The organism is Dyadobacter sp. CY261, assembly GCF_021440085.1.
Taxonomy (GTDB): Bacteria; Bacteroidota; Bacteroidia; order Cytophagales; family Spirosomataceae; genus Dyadobacter.
On record NZ_JAKCPW010000008.1, the window covers coordinates 20,336 to 39,259 of the forward strand.

Consider the following 18,924-nt stretch of genomic DNA (forward strand, 5'->3'; position numbering starts at 1 on the left):
TAATGCCGTCATGAAGAAATCACTACTGATCGTTTCACTCGTTCTATTCCTGTGCCTCCATCTGCAAGCGCAGGACGAATCTACAACGACCTATCCCATTACGGGCAAACTCGAAGATTCCGATAAAAAGCCGGTTCCGTTTGCCAGCGTTGCATTACTTGCTGCAAAAGATTCCACACTACTGGGAGGTGGGACTGCCGATGAAAACGGACAATTCACGATTCCGGCGGAACCTGGAAGCTATCTGATCAGGATTACTTTTCTGGCCATGGATGAGAAGCTCATCCCGAACGTCCGGGTAGCTGCCCAGCCGGTTGCATTGGGTACCATTGCTCTTACCTCGAGCTCACGCTTGCTGGAAGAACTGGTGGTCCAGGGGGAAAAGAGCCAAATGGATCTCCAACTGGATAAAAGGGTGTTCAATGTAGGAAAAGACCTCGCGAACATTGGCGGAAATGCCTCCGACATTCTTAACAATATGCCTTCGGTTACTGTGGATGTAGAAGGAAATGTGGCGCTGCGGGGCAGCGGTAATGTCCGCATTTTGATCGATGGAAAGCAATCTGGTATGGTGGGATTGAACCCGGCCGAAGCATTACGACAAATACCAGCCGACCTGATCGAAAGTGTGGAGATTATTACCAATCCTTCTTCACGTTACGACGCGGAAGGAGAAGTGGGTATTTTGAATATCGTAATGAAGAAAAATATCCGCTATGGCCTCAATGGTACATTCACCGGAACAGCTGGCTACCCTTCGAATTTCGGTGCTTCATTCAATGTCAACTACCGGAAAAAGAAGGTAAACCTGATCGCAAACTATGGCTGGATGTACCGCGACAGTCCGGGCCGCGGACATTCAAGACAAGAGTACAACAGCGCAGATACGAGTTTTGTATATGAACAGGCAAACCGACGCAACCGGGCCGGTTATTCCAACAACTTCCGCGTTGGCCTGGACTATTTTTTGAACAACCATAACACCCTCACCGCTACCCTCTCTTACCGCAGATCGCACAACGACAATAAATCGAACCTCGAATATCGCGACTTCGATATGAACAACGTGCTTACCCGCATCGTCACGCGTTCGGAAGACGAAACCGAACCAAGAACCAATGTCGAGGCAGCGATTAATTACCGTAAAACATTTGAACGAAAAGGCCAAAGCCTGTCATTTGATGCGAAATATATTTTGAGCGACGAAACCGAGGCCTCGCAATATCACGAAGTAGCCAATGATAATTCCGTCGATCTCCGTCAACGGGCATACAATACGGAAGACGAAAAAAACTTTCTTGCCCAATTGGATTACATTCATCCATTAGGCAAGGACGGGAAGCTGGAAGCGGGTTTGAAAACTTCCATTCGATTGCTAGACAACAATTTCTCCGTTCAGCAGCAACAAGAGCCTAACTACTGGGTTATCCTGCCCGATTATGACAACCGGCTGGCTTATGATGAGAAAATCCATGCCGCATACCTGATGGCCAGCAACCAGTTTGGCAAAGTATTCGTCCAGGCGGGTCTGCGCGGAGAATACACTGACATTTTCACGGAGCTTAAAAAAACAGCCCAAACCAATCGTCGCCAATACTTCAATGTGTTTCCAAGCATTCATTTATCATACAAACTGGAAGATGCGCAAACTTTGCAGCTCAGTTACAGCTATCGGCTTAGCCGTCCCAACTTCCGGGATTTGCTGCCATTCTCCAATTTCAGCGATTCACGTGTTTTCCGGGCAGGCAATCCGCTTCTAAACCCGGAATTCACGCATTCCTTCGAGGCAGGGCATTTGGTTAATATGAATAAAGGCACATTGCTTTCAAGCATATACTACCGCCACAGGCTGGGCGTAGTGGAAAACATTACCTCGGTTGATTCCATCGGTTTTACCACCATTACACCCATTAACCTTTCCACGGGTGATTCATACGGATTCGAATTCAATCTCACTTACGATCCGGCACCCTGGTGGAAATTGACGGCCAACGCCAACATTTTCCGGGCTAAGAATGAAGGTTATTACAATGACAAACTCTACCAAAGTGACACTTATTCCTGGACCAGCCGTTTTTCATCACGCGTAACCCTGTTTGGCTCCGTCGATTTCCAGACTTCGTTTAACTACCGAGCGCCGAGACGCACTACCCAGGGAAAAGATTTATCGATCTACTTCATCGACCTCGGCTTGTCGAAAGACATTCTGAAGGGTCGCGGAACACTCACAGCCAGCGTACGGGATTTACTCAACTCCCAGAAACGCCGCAGCATTACCGAAAATGCAGGCTACTATTCCTATTCGGTGTTCCAATGGCGGCCACGGCAGTTCCTGGTCACGCTTTCCTACCGCCTCAACCGCTCGAAAGAAAAGCAAAATCAGGACAAGCAGCAGGGTGATATGAACGACGAAGAGTAAATCGGTGCGAAAACGCTACCTTTGTGCCCGAACCTCGACATTTGAATAATGCTATTTATCGGAAAATACAATTACCTCACCATCGAACGGGTCACCAGCGTTGGGATGTTCCTCAGCGATGTGGAAGGTGAAGAAGTGCTGCTTCCCAACCAATACATCACCGACGATATGCAAGTCGGCGACCAAATAAAAGTATTCGTATACCTCGATTCGGAGGATCGGCCCGTGGCTACCACGCAGACGCCCAAAATCATCCGGAACGAATTTGCATTTCTGGAAGTGAAGGACGTCTCAGAATACGGCGCGTTTCTCGATTGGGGACTCATTAAGGATCTTTTTGTGCCGTTCCGCGAACAGCCGAAACCTATGGAAATCGGCGAATGGCACGTGGTATTCCTCTATATGGATCAAAAGACGCAGCGCCTCCTGGCCTCCGCCAAAATAGATAAGTTTCTTGAAAGTGACCGGCTAACCGTTCAGGAAGGTGAAGAGGTAGATTTGATCGTTTGGCAGAAAACAGACCTGGGGTACAATGTGGTTGTAAACCAATATCACAAGGGGCTCATTTACGCGAATGAAGTATTCCAGCCTCTCGAAATCGGGGATTCACTGAAAGGTTACGTTAAGAAAGTCCGCGACGAGAACAAACTGGATATTAGTCTGCAAAAAACTGGCTACGAAGTGGTGGAACCGGTTGCAAAACAGATTATGGAAGAAGTCAAGAATGGTAAAGGTTTTCTAGGCCTTTCCGACAAGTCTTCGCCGGAAGAGATTTATCAAAAGCTTAAAATCAGCAAAAAAATATTTAAAAAAGCCATTGGAGGGTTGTACAGGCAGGGAATTATCAAGATTGCTGATGACGGGATTTACCTGATTGAGGAGGATTGATTAAAATAGTAAACGCCATCCCGCACAATACCGGATGGCGTTTACTATTTCTGGCCTATTGACTTTTATTTCGTCTTATACTTTTCTTTGTACTTGTTGTAAAGCCGCTTCTGCTTGTCATCCAGGTTGACTTTGCCGCCGCGGATGAATACCATTTGAACGACATTCCCACGCATATCAAGAATATCACCGTCGGACACGAGTAGTGAGGCTTGCTTCCCTTTTTCCAGTGTACCAACCTGCTGGCCGGCACCGATAATATCGGCAGCATTACGGGTGACGAATTGCAATGCTTCTTCGGGTGTCACATTTCCGAAACCGGAGGCTGTGCCAGCAAGGAAACCGAGGTTACGCGTTCGCCACCATTCGTCGGCATAAGTAACGGCCACTTTGACGCCAGCTTTGTGAAGTAGCCCTGGCAGCTCATAAGGCATATAAACGTTTTCATCGACGCCATCCGGAAGTCTATGGGTAGTATTCACGATTACAGGCACATCATTTTCTTTGAGGAATGTGGTTACCTTATAAGATTCATTTCCGCCAGCAATCACGATCTTCTTCACACCCGCTTCTTTCGCAAAACGGATAGATTCGATGATATCCTTCGCGTAATCGGCACGAATGTACAGGTTAGTTGTTCCATCAAAAAGTGGCTTCATTGCAGCCAAACGCAAGTTTACAGGACTCGGGTTCGCGATTTCCGCGTAGGCCCTGGCTTCGGCAAAAGTCTGCTTGAACAGATCTATCGTTTCCTGGCGTTTGTCATTTCGTTTGATCGTGTAAGTAAAAGTCTCGTTGTCAAAAGTACCTGCCAGAAACGGTGGCCAGCTTATCCATATACCGTCATCCTTTTTCAAAACAGCATCCTCCCAGTTCCATCCATCGCTGTAAAAAACCGAAGACGAGCCAGAGATTGCGCCGCCCTGCGGCACAGCCTGGGATACGAGAACACCATTACCCCGTAAAGTCGGGATTACCTCCGAATCGGTATTGTAAGCCACCAGCGCACGTACATGCGGGTTTATCTCCCCCACTTCGCGGTAGTCCAGAGTCGCCCTGACGGAAGCTATTTCCTGCAAGCCGACGGTCGTGTTCAATGATATAATTCCCGGGAAAATATGCTTCCCTTTCACATCAATTGTTTCAGCCCCTGCCGGAGCTGTTACCGTGCCAGCCACGCCAACTTGTGTGATAATGCCCTTGTCGAATGCAATGGTCCCGTTCTGGACCACTTCACCATTTCCTATGTGGATGGTCGCACCTGTCAGCACAATCGGTTTGGTTTGCGGCTTGGCAGGAGCCGGGTTTTGTGCCTGCACTCCTGTCGTTAGTCCAAGCAATAGGCCGGCGATTAACTTATATCTTTTCATTATTTTCAAATTGAATGTCTTGAAACAGTATTACTTACCAGTTTCGTATCCCACATGGATGTGTTCTGCATGAATGCCAACAATATCCTCACAATGCCACATGCGAGGCATCGTAGCCTCAGGCTTTTGCGTTGGTTTACCTTCCACCTTTTCCCCAAGCATTTTCTGGATCAGGCGTTCGCGCTCAATCAGCATCGATTTCTGTTTTTCCTCATCCTTTTTGCGGTCAAAGTAAATGGTGCCTTCGACCATGGTAAAATCGGGTCTTGAGTAAACGGATAACGGACTCGCGTTCCAAAGCACCAGATCAGCATCTTTGCCCGCTTTTACGCTACCCATTCGATCTTCTACGTGCAACAGCTTGGCCGGGTTAAGGGTTACCATCTTCCATGCCTCCTCTTCCGGTACACCACCATACTCGACGGTTTTGGCAGCCTCCTGGTTCAGTCTACGCGCCATCTCGGCATCGTCGGAGTTGATCGCAACGGTCACGCCTTCGTGGTACATTAATGCCGCATTGTATGGAATGGCCTCTTTTACCTCCATTTTATATGCCCACCAGTCGGCAAAGGTTGAGCCGCCGATGCCCCTTTTCTGCATTCCATCGGCCAGTTTGTAGCCTTCCAGGATGTGGGTAAATGTGTTGATCCTGAATTTCAGTGAATCGGCCACGTGCATGAGCATATTGATTTCCGATTGCACGTAAGAGTGGCAGGTGATGAAACGCTCATTACCCAGTATTTCGGCCAGTGCATCGAGCTCGATGTCGCGGCGTGGTGGTACTATATTCTGCTTTTTAGCATTCGCATTGTAGTTTTTCCAACGAGTGGCGTAGTCCCTGGCACGGAGGAAATGATCGAAATAGATTTGCTCCACGCCCATACGCGTCTGCGGGAAGCGCACACGCTGAACGTCGCCCCAGTTCGACTGCTTCACATTTTCACCTAATGCGAATTTGATTGTTTTAACCTCCGGTACCACCATTTCAGACTGGCTTGCTCCCCATTTCAGCTTGATCATCGCACTTTGGCCACCAATAGAATTAGCCGAGCCATGCAGCAAATGCGAGGCGGTGACACCACCTGCCAACTGGCGATAAATATTAATATCATCGGGATTAACCACATCGCTCATCCGCACTTCCGCCGAGCTGGATTGCCCTCCCTCATTGATACTAAACAACGCGATATGCGAATGCTCGTCGATGATGCCGCTGGTAAGATGTTTGCCGGTCCCGTCGATCGTTCTGCCACCGGATGGTACCGTCAGCCCCTTTCCCACTTTGGTGATCTTTCCATTCTGCACGATCACGTCCGCATTTTGCAGAATCCCTTCCTTTTCGTTCGTCCAGATGGTCGCATTTTTGATCAGCACTGTTTCCCTCGCAGGCAATGTTTCATTACCATAACCTACAAATGGGTAAACGATCGGGCCAGTTTCTTTGCTTTTCGGTTTAGCTGTATCTGCGGCTGCTATCGTTGCATTCTTCTCAGTGAGAACAGCGCTCCATGGAATGACGGTCCCGTTTGGTAATACACCTTCCCCCATAAAGCCATTCCCGCTAAGCCAGCCAGTCAATCGGGTCGTCCCACCTGTCTTTTTATCTTGCTGGTATGTCAAAGTCAGCAATGCATTGGCCAGCGTCGCTTTCGGGGTGATCTTGATCGAATCCTGTACCACTATTTTATACTCCGGTTTCTCCGGTGAGCCGGTAATTTGCAATTTTCCCGCTGGCTGGTTATTAAGCGAAAGCGAATAGGTACCTCTCACATCCGGCGCGTCGAGGGCTGTTAATACGAATTTCTTCCCCAGAACCCAGTTTTCATGGATTACATTGTCTTTCGAAAACAGATCTCCGGAAGTGATGATAAAGTTAGCCAGCATGCCCGGTTTCAGGCTTCCGATTTTGTTATCTGCTTTTACCAGCGAAGCTGGAAGCGTTGTCAGAGCGGCTAATGCACGTTCTTTGGGTAAACCATATTCAATGGCGGTTCTGAGATTTTTCCAGAAATCGGACTTGTTTTTCAAACCAGAGGTCGTCAATGCAAACGGAATTTCCGCTTTCGCTACTTCCGAGGCATTGCGTGGCGCCAGTTCCCAATGTTTCAGTTGGCTCATCGTTACCACTTCTGCGTCCCAGGGGTCCGATACGTCATAAGCATCCGGAAACACGAGCGGCAGCAGCAATGTAGCTTTGGTTTCTTTGATTTCGCGAATGCGCTGATATTCGTCGCCCCCGCCTCTGATAATGTATTGTATGCCAAATTCATCGCCAATCTTATCGGCCCGCAGAATACTGTATTTGTCGTTGGCTTCAAAAAATGAAGGCAGTCCTTTGATCTGGTTAAAAGCTTCGAGGGAAAAATTGGTTTCCTTTTGCTTCCCACCTTTCGCGTACCAGTCAGCATCATAGTAATTCTGACGTAAAAGCGCCACCACGCCCATTCCCGACGATGGGTATGTCTGTGACGAACTTCCTTTACTGAACGAGAAATGCGCGGATGCCTTGCTGTTGAGTATGGCCTTGTTTGCCAACTCGCCAGTAAGGGTCACAAGCGCTCCGTTACCGCGCACAATTCCGTCGTGCGCGTGTACCAGCAGGGTACCGAAGCCGATTTTCCGCAAATCGGCAGCTTTTTGGGCATCGGGTGTAAAAAGGATACTGGCATCCATTTCAGGCTGAATGGCCTGGTTCCAGCCGAATGCCCCTTTCTTGTTCGATTCCAGCTGAGGCGTTTGTCTGCCGCCTCCGCCCTGCGCCCTTCTCACCTCGGGCATTCCGTAATCCGAATCGAGTTCAATAAGCGAGGCATAAATAAATTTACCTTTTAAATCGATTGTAACAGTTCCGGCGGGAATCTTCACTTGCTTACCTGTTTCACGGATCACGCCGTCTTCAATCAGCAACGTTGCATTCTCGATGGTAGTTTTCGGGTCGACGACGATCGTTGCGTTTGTAAAAGCGTACCGGCCTGTTCTCTCGTCATAGGCGCCGTTTCTCGGGAAGGTTTCCTGCGCATGGCAATACACCGCCAGCGCCATACAGCCCAATATCGTTGATAATTGTTTAAACATAAATAGTTGTTTGAATTACAATTGTGCCTTACAATATACAAGTAAAATCATGAAATCGGGGCTCTGGAAGGCGATTCCGGACAAGTTGCAATTAGCCCGCAGAATTTTCATGTTGTTTCGATTTATTAGCATCTTGCGATCAATTTAGCGCAATCTATATTCATTCGTTCATCATGACATTCGAACAATTCCAGGAATCATTGACACTCCCCTCTCCACCGCAGAGCCTTCCTGTCCTTTTGGAAGCACTTTGGCACGATGCCAACGGTGATTGGGAAGCAGCCCATAACATTGCGCAAAGCAAAGAAGGAATTCAGGCATACGATCGCTTACACGCCTATCTCCATCGCGTCGAGGGCGACACTTTCAATGCCGGATACTGGTACAGGCGCGCTGGCTCAGAGGTATTTAAGGGTAATGTCAAAGAAGAATGGAAATATCTCGCGCAGACTTTCCTTACAAATACATAAGGTTTTAACCTTATACCTGACCAATATAAGGTTTTTAGCTTATATACATCATATATAAGGCTTTTACCTTATATTTACAGACTATAAGTAAAAAACCTTATACCAATGAAAGCATTCCGTGCCGTTATTACTGCTGATATGGTCAATTATACGCAATTTTCGCGTGATGAAGCGACCTCCTGGCTGGAAGAAATGCTCGCCATACTGCACCAAAATCCGGTCTTTAAATGGGCTCTAAAACCAGAAATATACCGTGGCGACAGTTTTCAGGCCGTATTAAAAAATGTCGAAGAAAGCATGCGGGTCGCGATTCTTGCCCGCGCATGTATACGTAAGCATGCACCCAATGCCGACATGCGCATAGCCATCGGCATTGGGAAAACGGAGCAGCTCACCGACCGTCCAGGCACGTCCGACGGGGAGGCATTCAGGTTATCCGGACACCTGGCCGATAAAATTCGTCAGCAAAAAGCCAGGATCGGCATTGCATTAGCCAATCCCTCGGAACCATTGTCTGCAACACTGAATTTACTGGAAACTGTCATTGAGGACTGGACGCTGGCCCAAAGCCAGGTGGTTGAAGCAATGCTGCAAGGCAAAAACATCACACAAATTGCTGAAATGTTATCCATCAGCCAACCTGCCGTGAGCCAGCGGGTTATCGCTTCCAAGTGGTGGGCAATTGAAAGTTTTCTTGCTAACTTTCCGAAGCAATTATCACTATACACTAAACGCTAAACACCATGACGGAATTTCTGCTGTTGCTCCTTGCGCATGTTCTCGTAGATTTCTATTGGCAACCTACCAAATGGGTAACCGACAAAAAGGAGAAAAAACACAAATCACGTTACCTGTATTTCCATGTACTGCTAGTCATCATTGTATCTTATATTGCGCTGCACGAATGGAAAAACCCATGGCCCGCCATCGCATTGGGCATTGCGCACGGTGCCATTGATCTTGTCAAAATATCATTCGATAAAAAGGGCTCGCTTACCTGGTTCATCGGGGACCAGGTCGCACATTTAGCTACCATTGCACTTACAGCGCTTATCCTTACAAGCAACGTACTACCCGGTTATGAATCATTTATCACATGGTTTAACACGCCCAAAACGCTCGCGACACTTTCCGGCACATTGCTTTCCCTATCCCCAATCTCATTCCTGGTAGGCATTCTTACCAAACCCTGGCGGGAAGAACTCGCTAAACTGGCTCCGGATGCGGACGATAACCTGGCTAATGCCGGCCGTTGGATAGGTATGTCGGAGCGTTTGCTCATTTTTGTATTTGTACTGATCAATCAATATTCGGCTATCGGCTTCCTGATCGCGGCCAAATCGCTTCTGAGATATAATGACAAAGCCAGCGACGCAGGCATTCCGCCTGCATATATCAGCAAAAAATCGGAGTACGTACTTGTTGGGACGCTAATGAGTTACACCTGTGCCATTGCGGTAGCGCTGGTGGTTCAGATACTCAGCCAAAAATTTAAATAACAGGTTAAACTTACCGTCGCTTTTTGCATCTAACCTCGGTATCTAAACTTTTTTTAACCATGAGGAAAACATTGTTGGCCATTTTACTGGCCTTTGCAAGCTTCGCAACCTTCGCACAACGCGGTGGTGGGAACATGACAGCCGAGCAACGCGCCGAAAACCAGACTAAAACTTTAACCGAAAATCTCAAACTCTCAGACGACCAGCAGAAAAAGGTATACGACCTTAGCCTGGTCCGCGCAAAGAAAATCCAGGAACTAAGAGATGCCCAGAACATGGATCGCGAGCAAATGCGCGCCTCGATGGAGACGTTCAACACCGAACTCGCCAAGATCCTGACCGTCGAACAGCAGGAAAAATACAAAACCACACTCGAAGATCGCCGGAATAACCGCGGCGGTGGAGGTGGAGGTGGAGGTGGAGGAGGGGGTGAACCGAGAAACTAACCTCGACGCAAAAGCAAAACAGGCTGCCATATGTGAAATGTGGCAGCCTGTTCATTATTGGATATTTTCTATTTTTAAATCACGCCTTCTTTCTTCAAAAGATCATTAAGGCAAAACTGGTGCTCATCAAAAACAGGGATCATTTTGTCCCATTCGTAAACAGATCATTCGCGCGAGCGATCCATTACCATAATTTTGCGATTATCTGTTAAGATCCAGATTACCCGTTCCGTACCGAACTCGATCATCTTTTCGCTCTTGCGGGAAATGTAGTCATCCGGATCAGGAAATTGACCCGCCTCGATCTTCACATCTACCTCGATGGGTAATTTCGGCGGCACATCTGCATAGCTTTGTGAAAAAACATTCTTAATGGACGCCTTTTCAAACAGCCATATCGTAAACAATATAGCGAATTTCAATCCAACTCAAATTCAGCTCATTAAAGCGCCATTTCCGTCTTAAACTCCGAGGTAAAATGGAAATGGATTGCGGGGTTATTTTCGCGGTTCATACGGATCATCCATTCTGATTCGGCGAGGAAAACCGGGTTGCGGTCTTTATCGTAGGCGATTTGGTTGCCTTTCAGGCGAATAAACTGATCCATTGCCGGCTTTTCGTCAGCAGTGAGCCAGCAGGCGCGGGAAGTATTCATGGGTACCCAGCGGCATTTGGCACCATATTCATGTTCGAGGCGATATTGGATTACATCAAATTGAAGTTCTCCAACGGTTCCTACGATTTTTCTATTGCCAAGGTCGAGGGTAAAGAGCTGCGCCACACCTTCATCGGTAAGCTGCTGGATTCCCTTTTCCAATTGCTTGGACTTCATCGGATCCATATTGATCAACTCCTTGAATATTTCCGGTGAAAAACTTGGGATCCCCGAGAATTGCAGGTTTTCGCCCTCGGTTAATGTATCTCCGATCTTAAAGTTACCTGTGTCGTACAAACCAACCACATCTCCCGGAAAACCTTCTTCCATGACGCTCTTATCGGAAGCCATGAAAGTGAATGGGCTCGAAAAGCGTACCTCTTTGCCCAGGCGAACGTGCTTGTAAAACTTACCTCTCTCAAATTTACCAGAGCAAATGCGCAAAAATGCAATGCGGTCGCGGTGGCGGGGATCGAGGTTGGCGTGGATTTTAAATACAAAACCAGTGAATTTTGGCTCGGTAGGCTCCACTTCTCTCACGTCGGTCGGGCGCGGCTGCGGAATCGGTGAAATTTCACAGAATGTATCGAGCAATTCTTTGATACCAAAATTATTGATCGCACTGCCAAAGAATACGGGCGCCAGCTGACCTTTCTGATACGCTTCTTCGGAGAATACATCGTAAACGCCTTCCACGAGCTCCACATCCTCTGTCAATTGACCAGCATCCTTTTCACCCAGCAAGTCAGTAAGGCTTTCATCTTCCAGACTCACCTTGGCCACATCGCTCTCAATCTTGGTTTTATTAATCTTAAAGAAATACAGCATTTGCTCATACAAGCTGTAAACACCCTTAAAATTGGCCCCCATATTGATCGGCCATGTAAGCGGACGAACGCGGATATTCAGTTTGCTTTCGAGTTCGTCCAGCAGTTCGAACGGGTTCTGGCCTTCGCGGTCGAGCTTGTTGATGAATACGATCACCGGCGTGTTACGCATCCGGCATACTTCCATTAAACGCTCAGTTTGCTCCTCGACGCCCTTCACGCAGTCAACCACCAGGATTACGCTGTCGACAGCCGTCAAAGTCCGGTAAGTATCTTCCGCAAAGTCCTTGTGACCCGGGGTATCGAGAATATTGATCAGCAGATCTTTATACTCAAATGTCATGACCGAAGTGGCCACCGAGATACCCCGCTGCTTCTCGATCTCCATAAAGTCGGAAGTCGCCGTCTTCTTGATCTTGTTGGACTTTACCGCGCCCGCCGTCTGGATCGCACCACCGAAAAGGAGCAGCTTTTCAGTAAGGGTCGTTTTCCCGGCATCCGGGTGGCTGATGATCGCAAACGTGCGGCGTTTCTTAATTTCTTGTAAATTACTCATATATATCGCTGCCCCGGATGGACAGTCATTTTTCAGGAGCAATGCCTAATCTATTTCATTTCAAAGCATTGGCAATGCAGAACCCATTGTGACAGAATAGCAAAATTTGCACAAAGATAAGAATAAAGAAAAGCCGCCCCTAGTGAGGACGGCTCTAAATTAAATGGCACTGTGCGCCGACTTGGTGTCCGACGGGTCTCAGTAGTAAGAATGCTTGTAATCTTCTACCGAAGTGAGGATCACTTCGTGCGCCTCGTCCCTGCCATAAACGTTGGTGATTTCGATATGCGCTTTTTCACCGGGCAGGTTTTTGTAAGTCAAAAAGTAGTGTTTCAAGCGCTCTATGATCCCTTCTGGTAGCTCGCTAAGGTCATTGAACTGGCCGTAAACTTCGTCGCCTTTCAGCACAGCGATGATCTTGTCATCCGCCTCGCCGCCGTCGATCAGACGGATACCACCGATGGGCTTTGCTTCACACATGATATTACCATGCGAAATGATTTTTTCACACAATACGATGATATCCAGCGGGTCACCATCGCCTTCGGTTACGTCACGGCCGGAGCGCTCCCGTGCCAACGCGGCGATTTTCTCCGCGCAATAGGTTTTGGGAATGAAGCCGTACAATGCAGGAACGATGTTCGAGTATTTTTGAGGGCGATCGATTTTAAGGTAGCCGGTAACCTTGTCAATCTCGTATTTTACGGTATCGGTAGGAACAATCTCAATAAAGGCGGTCACTAATTCGGGTGCCTTGTCACCCATTGGGATTCCGTGCCACGGATGTGCTTTATGTACGTTAGCGATCATTAGTTGTGTAATAGGTAATACTTTAAACTTAAATACGTTGAATATTAATCTTGATTTTTTACAAACCCGCCTTCTCTGCAATAGTGTAATCCCCTGTTTTCGAAACGGATTGTTTTACAAACAATTCACCCAAAAATCCCGCGAGAAACAATTGAGATCCTACCATGATTGCCACTAACGCCAGAAAGAACAATGGGTTTTCGGTAACATTCCGGTAGGGCAGTAAATTGTAAATGTTATATATCTTCTTTCCGATAAGCCACACAGCTATAAGGCTTCCAAGAAAAAACATAAGGGTTCCCAGACTTCCAAATAAATGCATCGGTCTTCGTCCAAACTTATTCACAAAGGCGATCGAAAGCAAATCCAGGAAGCCAAAAATGAACCGCTCGAGACCGAATTTTGTGTAACCGTACTTCCGCGCCCGATGCTGCACCACCTTCTCCCCGATCTTCGCAAAACCATTCCATTTCGCGATCACCGGAATGTACCGGTGCATTTCCCCATATATAGTGATATTCTTAACGACGTCCTTGCGATAAGCTTTTAAGCCACAATTGAAATCGTGCAGGACGACGCCCGAAATCTGACGGGTCGCAGCATTGAACAGCTTCGTCGGGATTGTCTTGGTAATGGGGTCATAACGCTTCTTTTTCCAGCCGGAAATAAGGTCGTAACGATCATTGACGATCATGTTGTACAGTTCCGGAATTTCGTCCGGACTGTCCTGCAAATCGGCGTCCATCGTGATGACAACATTGCCTTTCACTGCTTGAAAACCGGTTTGTAGTGCGGCGGTTTTGCCATAATTCCGTACAAAACGAATGCCCCGCACATTTGGATTTTCCTGAGAAAGCCTTTGGATCACTTCCCACGAACGGTCCCTGCTGCCGTCGTCCATGAAGAGCACCTCGTAGGTAAACTGATTTTCGTCCATGACGCGCGCAATCCACTCACAGAGCTCTGGTAACGACTCTTCTTCATTAAAAAGGGGAATAACAACGGAAATCTGGATAGCTTGGTCAGTCATGTACAATTTCGGAGACAATGCTTGCGCCGGTAATTTGCCGCAAAGTTCGTGTTTTTCCGGATCAAAATTTCAAATAAAAAGTTTTAAGCAACTCTTTAAAACGCCGATCATGCGTAACGCCGTCTTTCTCATAAATGTACAGATCCGAATCAACTTGCACATTATGAGCAAATTCAACTCGCTGAAACAGCAAGAGGACGCGAAATGCTTTTTTATCTTCCTGATGGAACAAAGTCGTTTTGCGAACCAGTTTCCAGCCCGCCTGTCCGGCTTTTTCCGCAAACCGTACGCCCTCCTCGACGGGGAATAGCATATTGACTTTGCCTTCTGGCTTCAACAAACGCCCGATCGCCACCAAGATCTCTTCAAAATCAAGCGACTTGGAATGATGCGCGATATTCTTTTTGTCGATAGGTGACAGCAAATCCGATTGAAAGAAAGGTGGGTTCGTGATGATCACATCATACTGATGATCCGACACAAATTCCTGTACCGCAGAATGGAACAACGTAATACGGTCGTGAAACGGGCTTCGCTCCACATTTTCCCCCGCCTGGTAAAACGCCTCAGCATCGATTTCAACGGCGTCGATCATCGCATAGGAGTTACGCTGCGCCACCATGAGCGACAGCAAGCCGGTTCCCGCGCCGATGTCAAGGATCCGGTCGGCATCCCCTACATCCGCCCACGCACCCAACACGCATGCATCGGTACAGACTTTCATAGCGCACTGGTCCTGCCTGACCGTGAACTGTTTGAATCGGAAATGGGCGTTACGAGGCATATGATAATCTATTTTCGTCCAAAATCAGCAGGATTCTCTCCCCAATATTCCGTCTCCCATTTCAATATCTTGTTGGGGTAAGTGTTCGTTGCCAGCCAACGCTCTGCGCGTTGCAGCATTTCAAACAACGGCTTGTTACGCGGTGTCAAGGCGAGCTTTGTATTAGCATGTTTTTTCTTGATCCAGGCCATCGCCGTTTTGGAATCCGTGTAGATCGGCAGGTCGCTTTCTTTCTTTTGCAAATAAGCCAATGCATGCACGATCGCTAGAAATTCACCGATATTGTTGGTACCGTCTTTAAACGGCCCTTGCAAAAATATGCGGTCACCAGTCGCGTAATATACACCCTGGTATTCCATATCACCGGAAGCGGTATTCCAGGCAGCATCCACTGCAATGGCATTTTTAATAGGTCGTCCCACATTCGCAGGCGGCTCCAACACGGCCGGTTTGGAATCTTTCTTCGCCACAAACTCCCAGTAATTCCGCTGAATGGCCGCTTCCGCTTCGTGCAAAGAGTCAAACGACTTGTAGCGAGCATCCTCGAAGCCCTTAATCTGCGCCTCGCACTCCTTCCAATCCGTAAAAACCCCCGTTTTACGGCCCTGCCACACTACGTAGAACTTGGTCTTTTTCAATGTTGAATGATTGAATGACTGAATGAGTGAATGAGTGAATGACTGACTGAATGAATGAGTGAATGAGTGAATGACTGAATGACTGAATGGCCGAATGAGTGAATGAGTGAATGAGTGAATGACTGAATAGGTCAGTTTTGAATTGTGGAATAGCTCTGCCGAATGAGCTTTAAACTACTGATAATCAGACAATTGAAATAGCTATACCATTCACTCATTCACTCATTCACTCATTCAGTCATTCACTCATTCAGTCATTCACTCATTCAAAATTAACTTTCCTCCCACACCCTCGCCAACTCCACAATCACCTCCACCGCCTTTTCCATATCCTGAACCGATACCCATTCCAGTTTGGAGTGGAAAGCGTGCTCGCCGGCGAAGATGTTGGGACACGGCAGGCCCATGAATGACAACCGTGAACCATCGGTACCACCCCGGATACTGCGCTGAATGGGACTTAAACCCGCTCTCTTCATAGCTTCCAATGCATTCTCGAGCACTTCGGGATGTTGGTCGAGCACTTCCTTCATATTCCGGTATTGCTCCTGGATCTTGAATTCTCCGGAAGAATTGGGGTATTCTGTTAATACCTCTTCCATAATGCCTTTCAGGAGTGCTTCATTTTCATGCAACCCTTTGACCGTAAAATCGCGGATAATGAAGCTTAACACCGCTTTTTCCTGGATACCTTCCATTTGAACCGGGTGGATAAAACCTTCCTTACCCTGCGTGGTTTCGGGCGAAAGGCGATTCTTAGGAAGTCGCGCGAGGATTTCAGCGGCGATTTTCAAGGCATTTTCAAGCTTTCCAATGGCATAGCCAGGATGCGTGCTCACGCCGTGAATCGCAATTTTTACACCATCAGCAGAAAACGTTTCATCTTCCAGTGTTCCAATCGCCTCGCCATCGACAGTATAGCCAAAATCAGCTCCAAGCTTTTGTAAATCGACTTTCTCGGTCCCTCTTCCTACTTCTTCGTCGGGAGTGAAAAGGATTTTGATATCACCATGTCTAATCTGCGGATTAGCCATTAAATACTCGGCAGCAGCCATGATTTCGGCAACGCCGGCCTTGTTATCAGCCCCAAGTAAAGTAGTGCCGCTGGCCGTCACAATATCGTTCCCGATCTGCTGGTCGAGATCGTGCAGCTCCCCTATTCGAAGTATTTGCGAATTATCGTCCGGCAGGATAATGTCCGAGCCATCCCAATTTTGATGAACGATTGGTTTCACATGCTCGCCGCTCACATCGGGCGAAGTATCCACATGCGAACAGAAGCAAATAACAGGGATATTTTGCTTTTCGGAATTAGACGGAATGGTGGCGTACACGTAGCCGTACTCATCGACATGCGCATCTGCCACACCAATTGAGCGCAATTCCTCAGCTAACAAGCTGCTCAGATTTCGCTGTTTAGCCGTGCTCGGAAATGTTTCCGAATTAGGGTCCGACTGCGTGTCGATCTGCACGTAACGGAGGAATCGTTCGAGAACGGTGCTCATAGCATGCGATAGATTTGGATTAACCGATAATGGATGCGAGATCCGCAGGTGAATAATTGATATTCTTCAACGTCTTATCATCCGCAGTGCGGTACACCAGGTATTTGCCATTGTCCTCTTTGAAATAGCATTCAGTACCCTTGGCCTGGTAATGCGCCACGGTCGCCTCGGCTTCCTCGACGCTATTGCAGGCCTTGGACATATTCGAACGCTGAACTTCGTCGAACAACGTGCGAAACTTCTCCCCCAGCCCGAATTCGAGCACCGCACCAGACAATACGTATTGTAAATCGCAAAGCGCATCGGCCACTTCCACAATGTCCTTTTCGAGGATTGCAACTTCCAGCTCCTTCAACTCCTCAGCCAGCAATGCCACACGCAGGCGGCTTCTTTCTTCGGAGGGGATCGTCGGGGTTTCCAGGATCGGGTGTTTAAAAGTTCTGTGAAAATCCGCGACTTGATTAAGGCTATCCAGTTGTTGCATTGTTATTATTGATTTAATAATTGGTCTTGAATAAAAAACAGGCGTTTGGGCGCCACTTACACCGAAAGGTTGGTCTTGAAAAGCTTAATCGCGATCGCCAGCAGGATAATGCCGAATACTTTACGAAGAATATCGGTTCCTCCCTGACCCAGCTTCCTTTCCAGCCAGTTGGATGATTTCAATACGAGATAAATAAAAAAGAGGTTCAGTAAGATGCCGACCAGGATATTCTCGATTTTGTAAGCCGAACGGAGCGACAAAAGCGTCGTCATAGTCGCAGCACCCGCGATCATCGGGAATGCGATAGGCACGATGGACGCTACGCCGACATCTACATTGCCATGCTTGAAAATATCACGCCCCAATATCATTTCCAACCCGAGCAGAAACAGAATAATGGCCCCGGCAATAGCAAACGAAGCAATATCAACGCCAAAAAGGCTAAGCAACCGTTCTCCCAAAAACAGGAAGACGACCATGATCGCACCCGCTACCAAAGTCGTTTTTTCTGATTCGATCTTACCCAGCTTCCGCCGAAAATCGACGATAACAGGCAATGAACCAAGCACATCGATCACCGAAAACAGTATGAGCGTAACGGAAACGATTTCCTTGAAATTGAACATGGGCTTACACTTTGGGGCGTTTTGATCCCGCAAAGTTGCTCAAAAGTGACTGTTTACACAACCTTAAAATGCCTTCGCCGGTAAATCAGCGCGATCAGGAAGCACTCCCTGGCAGGAAGTTCAGGAAAGTATTGAATTGCTTTTTGTACTTTTCCTCGTCGATTTTATAGAAGAAAGCACCCTTTTTGGAATAGCCTTTCTGCTTTTCATCCAGTTTTACCAACAAATTGGTTGACAATAGTTTACGGCTGAAATTGCGCTTATCCAGTTCCGTCCCAAAAATCGCTTCATATAACTTCTGCAACTGCGGAATCGTAAATTTTTCAGGAAGTAATTCAAAGCCTATCGGATGCTGCGACGCCTTGTAACGGAGATGTTGAATGGCACGTTCCACCATTTCGGCGTGGTCGAAGAGCATTTTGGGAAGTTCCTGAATCGAAAACCATTGCGCTTCGTAATTCTTCGAGATCTTGTGGTCGTAATCTTCCACATTGATCAACGCAAAATAAGCGACCGAAACGGTCCGCTCAACCGGGTCACGCCGGGGGCTACCAAAAGTGTGAAGTTGTTCGAGGTAAATGTCGGTCAGATTGGTCAACTCAAAAAGAATGCGGGAAGATGCCCCTTCAAGGCTTTCGTTGGGCTGCACCCAACCGCCCATCAGCGACCAGGTATGATGCTCGTCCTCAATGCCCCTTTTAACCAGCAATAGTTTTAGTTCTTCCCCGTCAAAACCAAAAATAATCGAATCCAGCGCTACCAGACATTTGGTCTGGGCCTGGTATTGCTTTAAAATATCTAATCGCACAACAAATAAGGCGCAGGTGAGTGGATTTGTTTTA

Annotated in this window: 18 protein-coding genes; 6 read left to right on the top strand and 12 right to left on the bottom strand. The window is 47.6% G+C overall.

The genetic code is table 11. The features are described from left to right. Positions 1 to 10: 10 nt before the first annotated feature. Entirely contained in the window at positions 11 to 2,419 is a 2,409-nt protein-coding gene (locus LZD49_RS21525) for a TonB-dependent receptor (protein ID WP_234669740.1), read from the top strand. 48 nt (positions 2,420 to 2,467) lie between these two features. Continuing rightward, positions 2,468 to 3,307, top strand: coding sequence for a S1 RNA-binding domain-containing protein (locus LZD49_RS21530; RefSeq protein ID WP_234669741.1), 840 nt, complete (start codon positions 2,468 to 2,470; stop codon positions 3,305 to 3,307). Between the two features lie 65 nt (positions 3,308 to 3,372). Here the strand turns inward: LZD49_RS21530 and LZD49_RS21535 are convergent, their stop codons facing one another. Further along, a complete protein-coding gene (locus tag LZD49_RS21535) occupies positions 3,373 to 4,677 on the bottom strand; it encodes an amidohydrolase family protein (RefSeq protein WP_234669742.1) in 1,305 nt (434 codons plus the stop codon). 30 nt (positions 4,678 to 4,707) lie between these two features. Beyond that, entirely contained in the window at positions 4,708 to 7,752 is a 3,045-nt protein-coding gene (locus tag LZD49_RS21540; RefSeq protein WP_234669743.1) for an amidohydrolase family protein, read from the bottom strand. Positions 7,753 to 7,925: 173 nt separating this feature from the next. Here LZD49_RS21540 and LZD49_RS21545 point away from each other — a divergent pair, with 173 nt between their 5' ends. The 4 genes from LZD49_RS21545 to LZD49_RS21560 all read left to right on the top strand — a co-directional run bounded on the left by LZD49_RS21545 (position 7,926) and on the right by LZD49_RS21560 (position 10,167). Then, positions 7,926 to 8,222: a hypothetical protein gene (locus LZD49_RS21545; protein WP_234669744.1), complete on the top strand. Its 297-nt coding sequence runs from the start codon at positions 7,926 to 7,928 to the stop codon at positions 8,220 to 8,222. A 105-nt stretch (positions 8,223 to 8,327) separates the two neighbouring features. Then, a complete protein-coding gene (locus LZD49_RS21550) occupies positions 8,328 to 8,960 on the top strand; it encodes a hypothetical protein (protein WP_234669745.1) in 633 nt (210 codons plus the stop codon). Between the two features lie 5 nt (positions 8,961 to 8,965). Further along, complete coding sequence (locus LZD49_RS21555) at positions 8,966 to 9,721, top strand: DUF3307 domain-containing protein (protein ID WP_234669746.1); 756 nt, start codon at positions 8,966 to 8,968, stop codon at positions 9,719 to 9,721. A gap of 59 nt (positions 9,722 to 9,780) precedes the next feature. Further along, positions 9,781 to 10,167, top strand: coding sequence for a hypothetical protein (locus LZD49_RS21560; RefSeq protein ID WP_234669747.1), 387 nt, complete (start codon positions 9,781 to 9,783; stop codon positions 10,165 to 10,167). A 164-nt stretch (positions 10,168 to 10,331) separates the two neighbouring features. Here LZD49_RS21560 and LZD49_RS21565 read toward each other — a convergent pair whose 3' ends face one another. From LZD49_RS21565 to LZD49_RS21610, 10 genes are all read right to left on the bottom strand, one after another. Further along, positions 10,332 to 10,589, bottom strand: coding sequence for a hypothetical protein (locus tag LZD49_RS21565; protein ID WP_234669748.1), 258 nt, complete (start codon positions 10,587 to 10,589; stop codon positions 10,332 to 10,334). 20 nt (positions 10,590 to 10,609) lie between these two features. After that, positions 10,610 to 12,205, bottom strand: a complete 1,596-nt coding sequence (locus tag LZD49_RS21570; protein ID WP_234669749.1) for a peptide chain release factor 3 — start codon at positions 12,203 to 12,205, stop codon at positions 10,610 to 10,612. Positions 12,206 to 12,403: 198 nt separating this feature from the next. Continuing rightward, positions 12,404 to 13,015 (bottom strand): inorganic pyrophosphatase, encoded by a 612-nt coding sequence (locus LZD49_RS21575; protein ID WP_255721108.1) that lies wholly within the window; start codon positions 13,013 to 13,015, stop codon positions 12,404 to 12,406. Between the two features lie 58 nt (positions 13,016 to 13,073). Continuing rightward, positions 13,074 to 14,045, bottom strand: a complete 972-nt coding sequence (locus tag LZD49_RS21580) for a glycosyltransferase family 2 protein (RefSeq protein ID WP_234669750.1) — start codon at positions 14,043 to 14,045, stop codon at positions 13,074 to 13,076. Positions 14,046 to 14,106: 61 nt separating this feature from the next. Beyond that, a complete protein-coding gene (locus LZD49_RS21585) occupies positions 14,107 to 14,829 on the bottom strand; it encodes a tRNA1(Val) (adenine(37)-N6)-methyltransferase (RefSeq protein ID WP_234669751.1) in 723 nt (240 codons plus the stop codon). Between the two features lie 8 nt (positions 14,830 to 14,837). Continuing rightward, on the bottom strand, positions 14,838 to 15,467 hold the full coding sequence (locus LZD49_RS21590) for a viroplasmin family protein (protein WP_234669752.1): 630 nt from the start codon (positions 15,465 to 15,467) through the stop codon (positions 14,838 to 14,840). 272 nt (positions 15,468 to 15,739) lie between these two features. Beyond that, positions 15,740 to 16,972, bottom strand: coding sequence for a peptidase T (gene pepT, locus LZD49_RS21595; protein ID WP_234669753.1), 1,233 nt, complete (start codon positions 16,970 to 16,972; stop codon positions 15,740 to 15,742). A gap of 19 nt (positions 16,973 to 16,991) precedes the next feature. After that, complete coding sequence (locus LZD49_RS21600) at positions 16,992 to 17,456, bottom strand: nucleoside triphosphate pyrophosphohydrolase family protein (protein ID WP_223410450.1); 465 nt, start codon at positions 17,454 to 17,456, stop codon at positions 16,992 to 16,994. A gap of 56 nt (positions 17,457 to 17,512) precedes the next feature. Then, the gene (locus LZD49_RS21605) at positions 17,513 to 18,082 is read right to left on the bottom strand and encodes a MarC family protein (protein ID WP_234669754.1); all 570 of its coding nucleotides are present in this window, start codon (positions 18,080 to 18,082) and stop codon (positions 17,513 to 17,515) included. A 94-nt stretch (positions 18,083 to 18,176) separates the two neighbouring features. After that, positions 18,177 to 18,890, bottom strand: a complete 714-nt coding sequence (locus LZD49_RS21610) for an NrtR DNA-binding winged helix domain-containing protein (RefSeq protein ID WP_234669755.1) — start codon at positions 18,888 to 18,890, stop codon at positions 18,177 to 18,179. Positions 18,891 to 18,924: the final 34 nt, after the last annotated feature.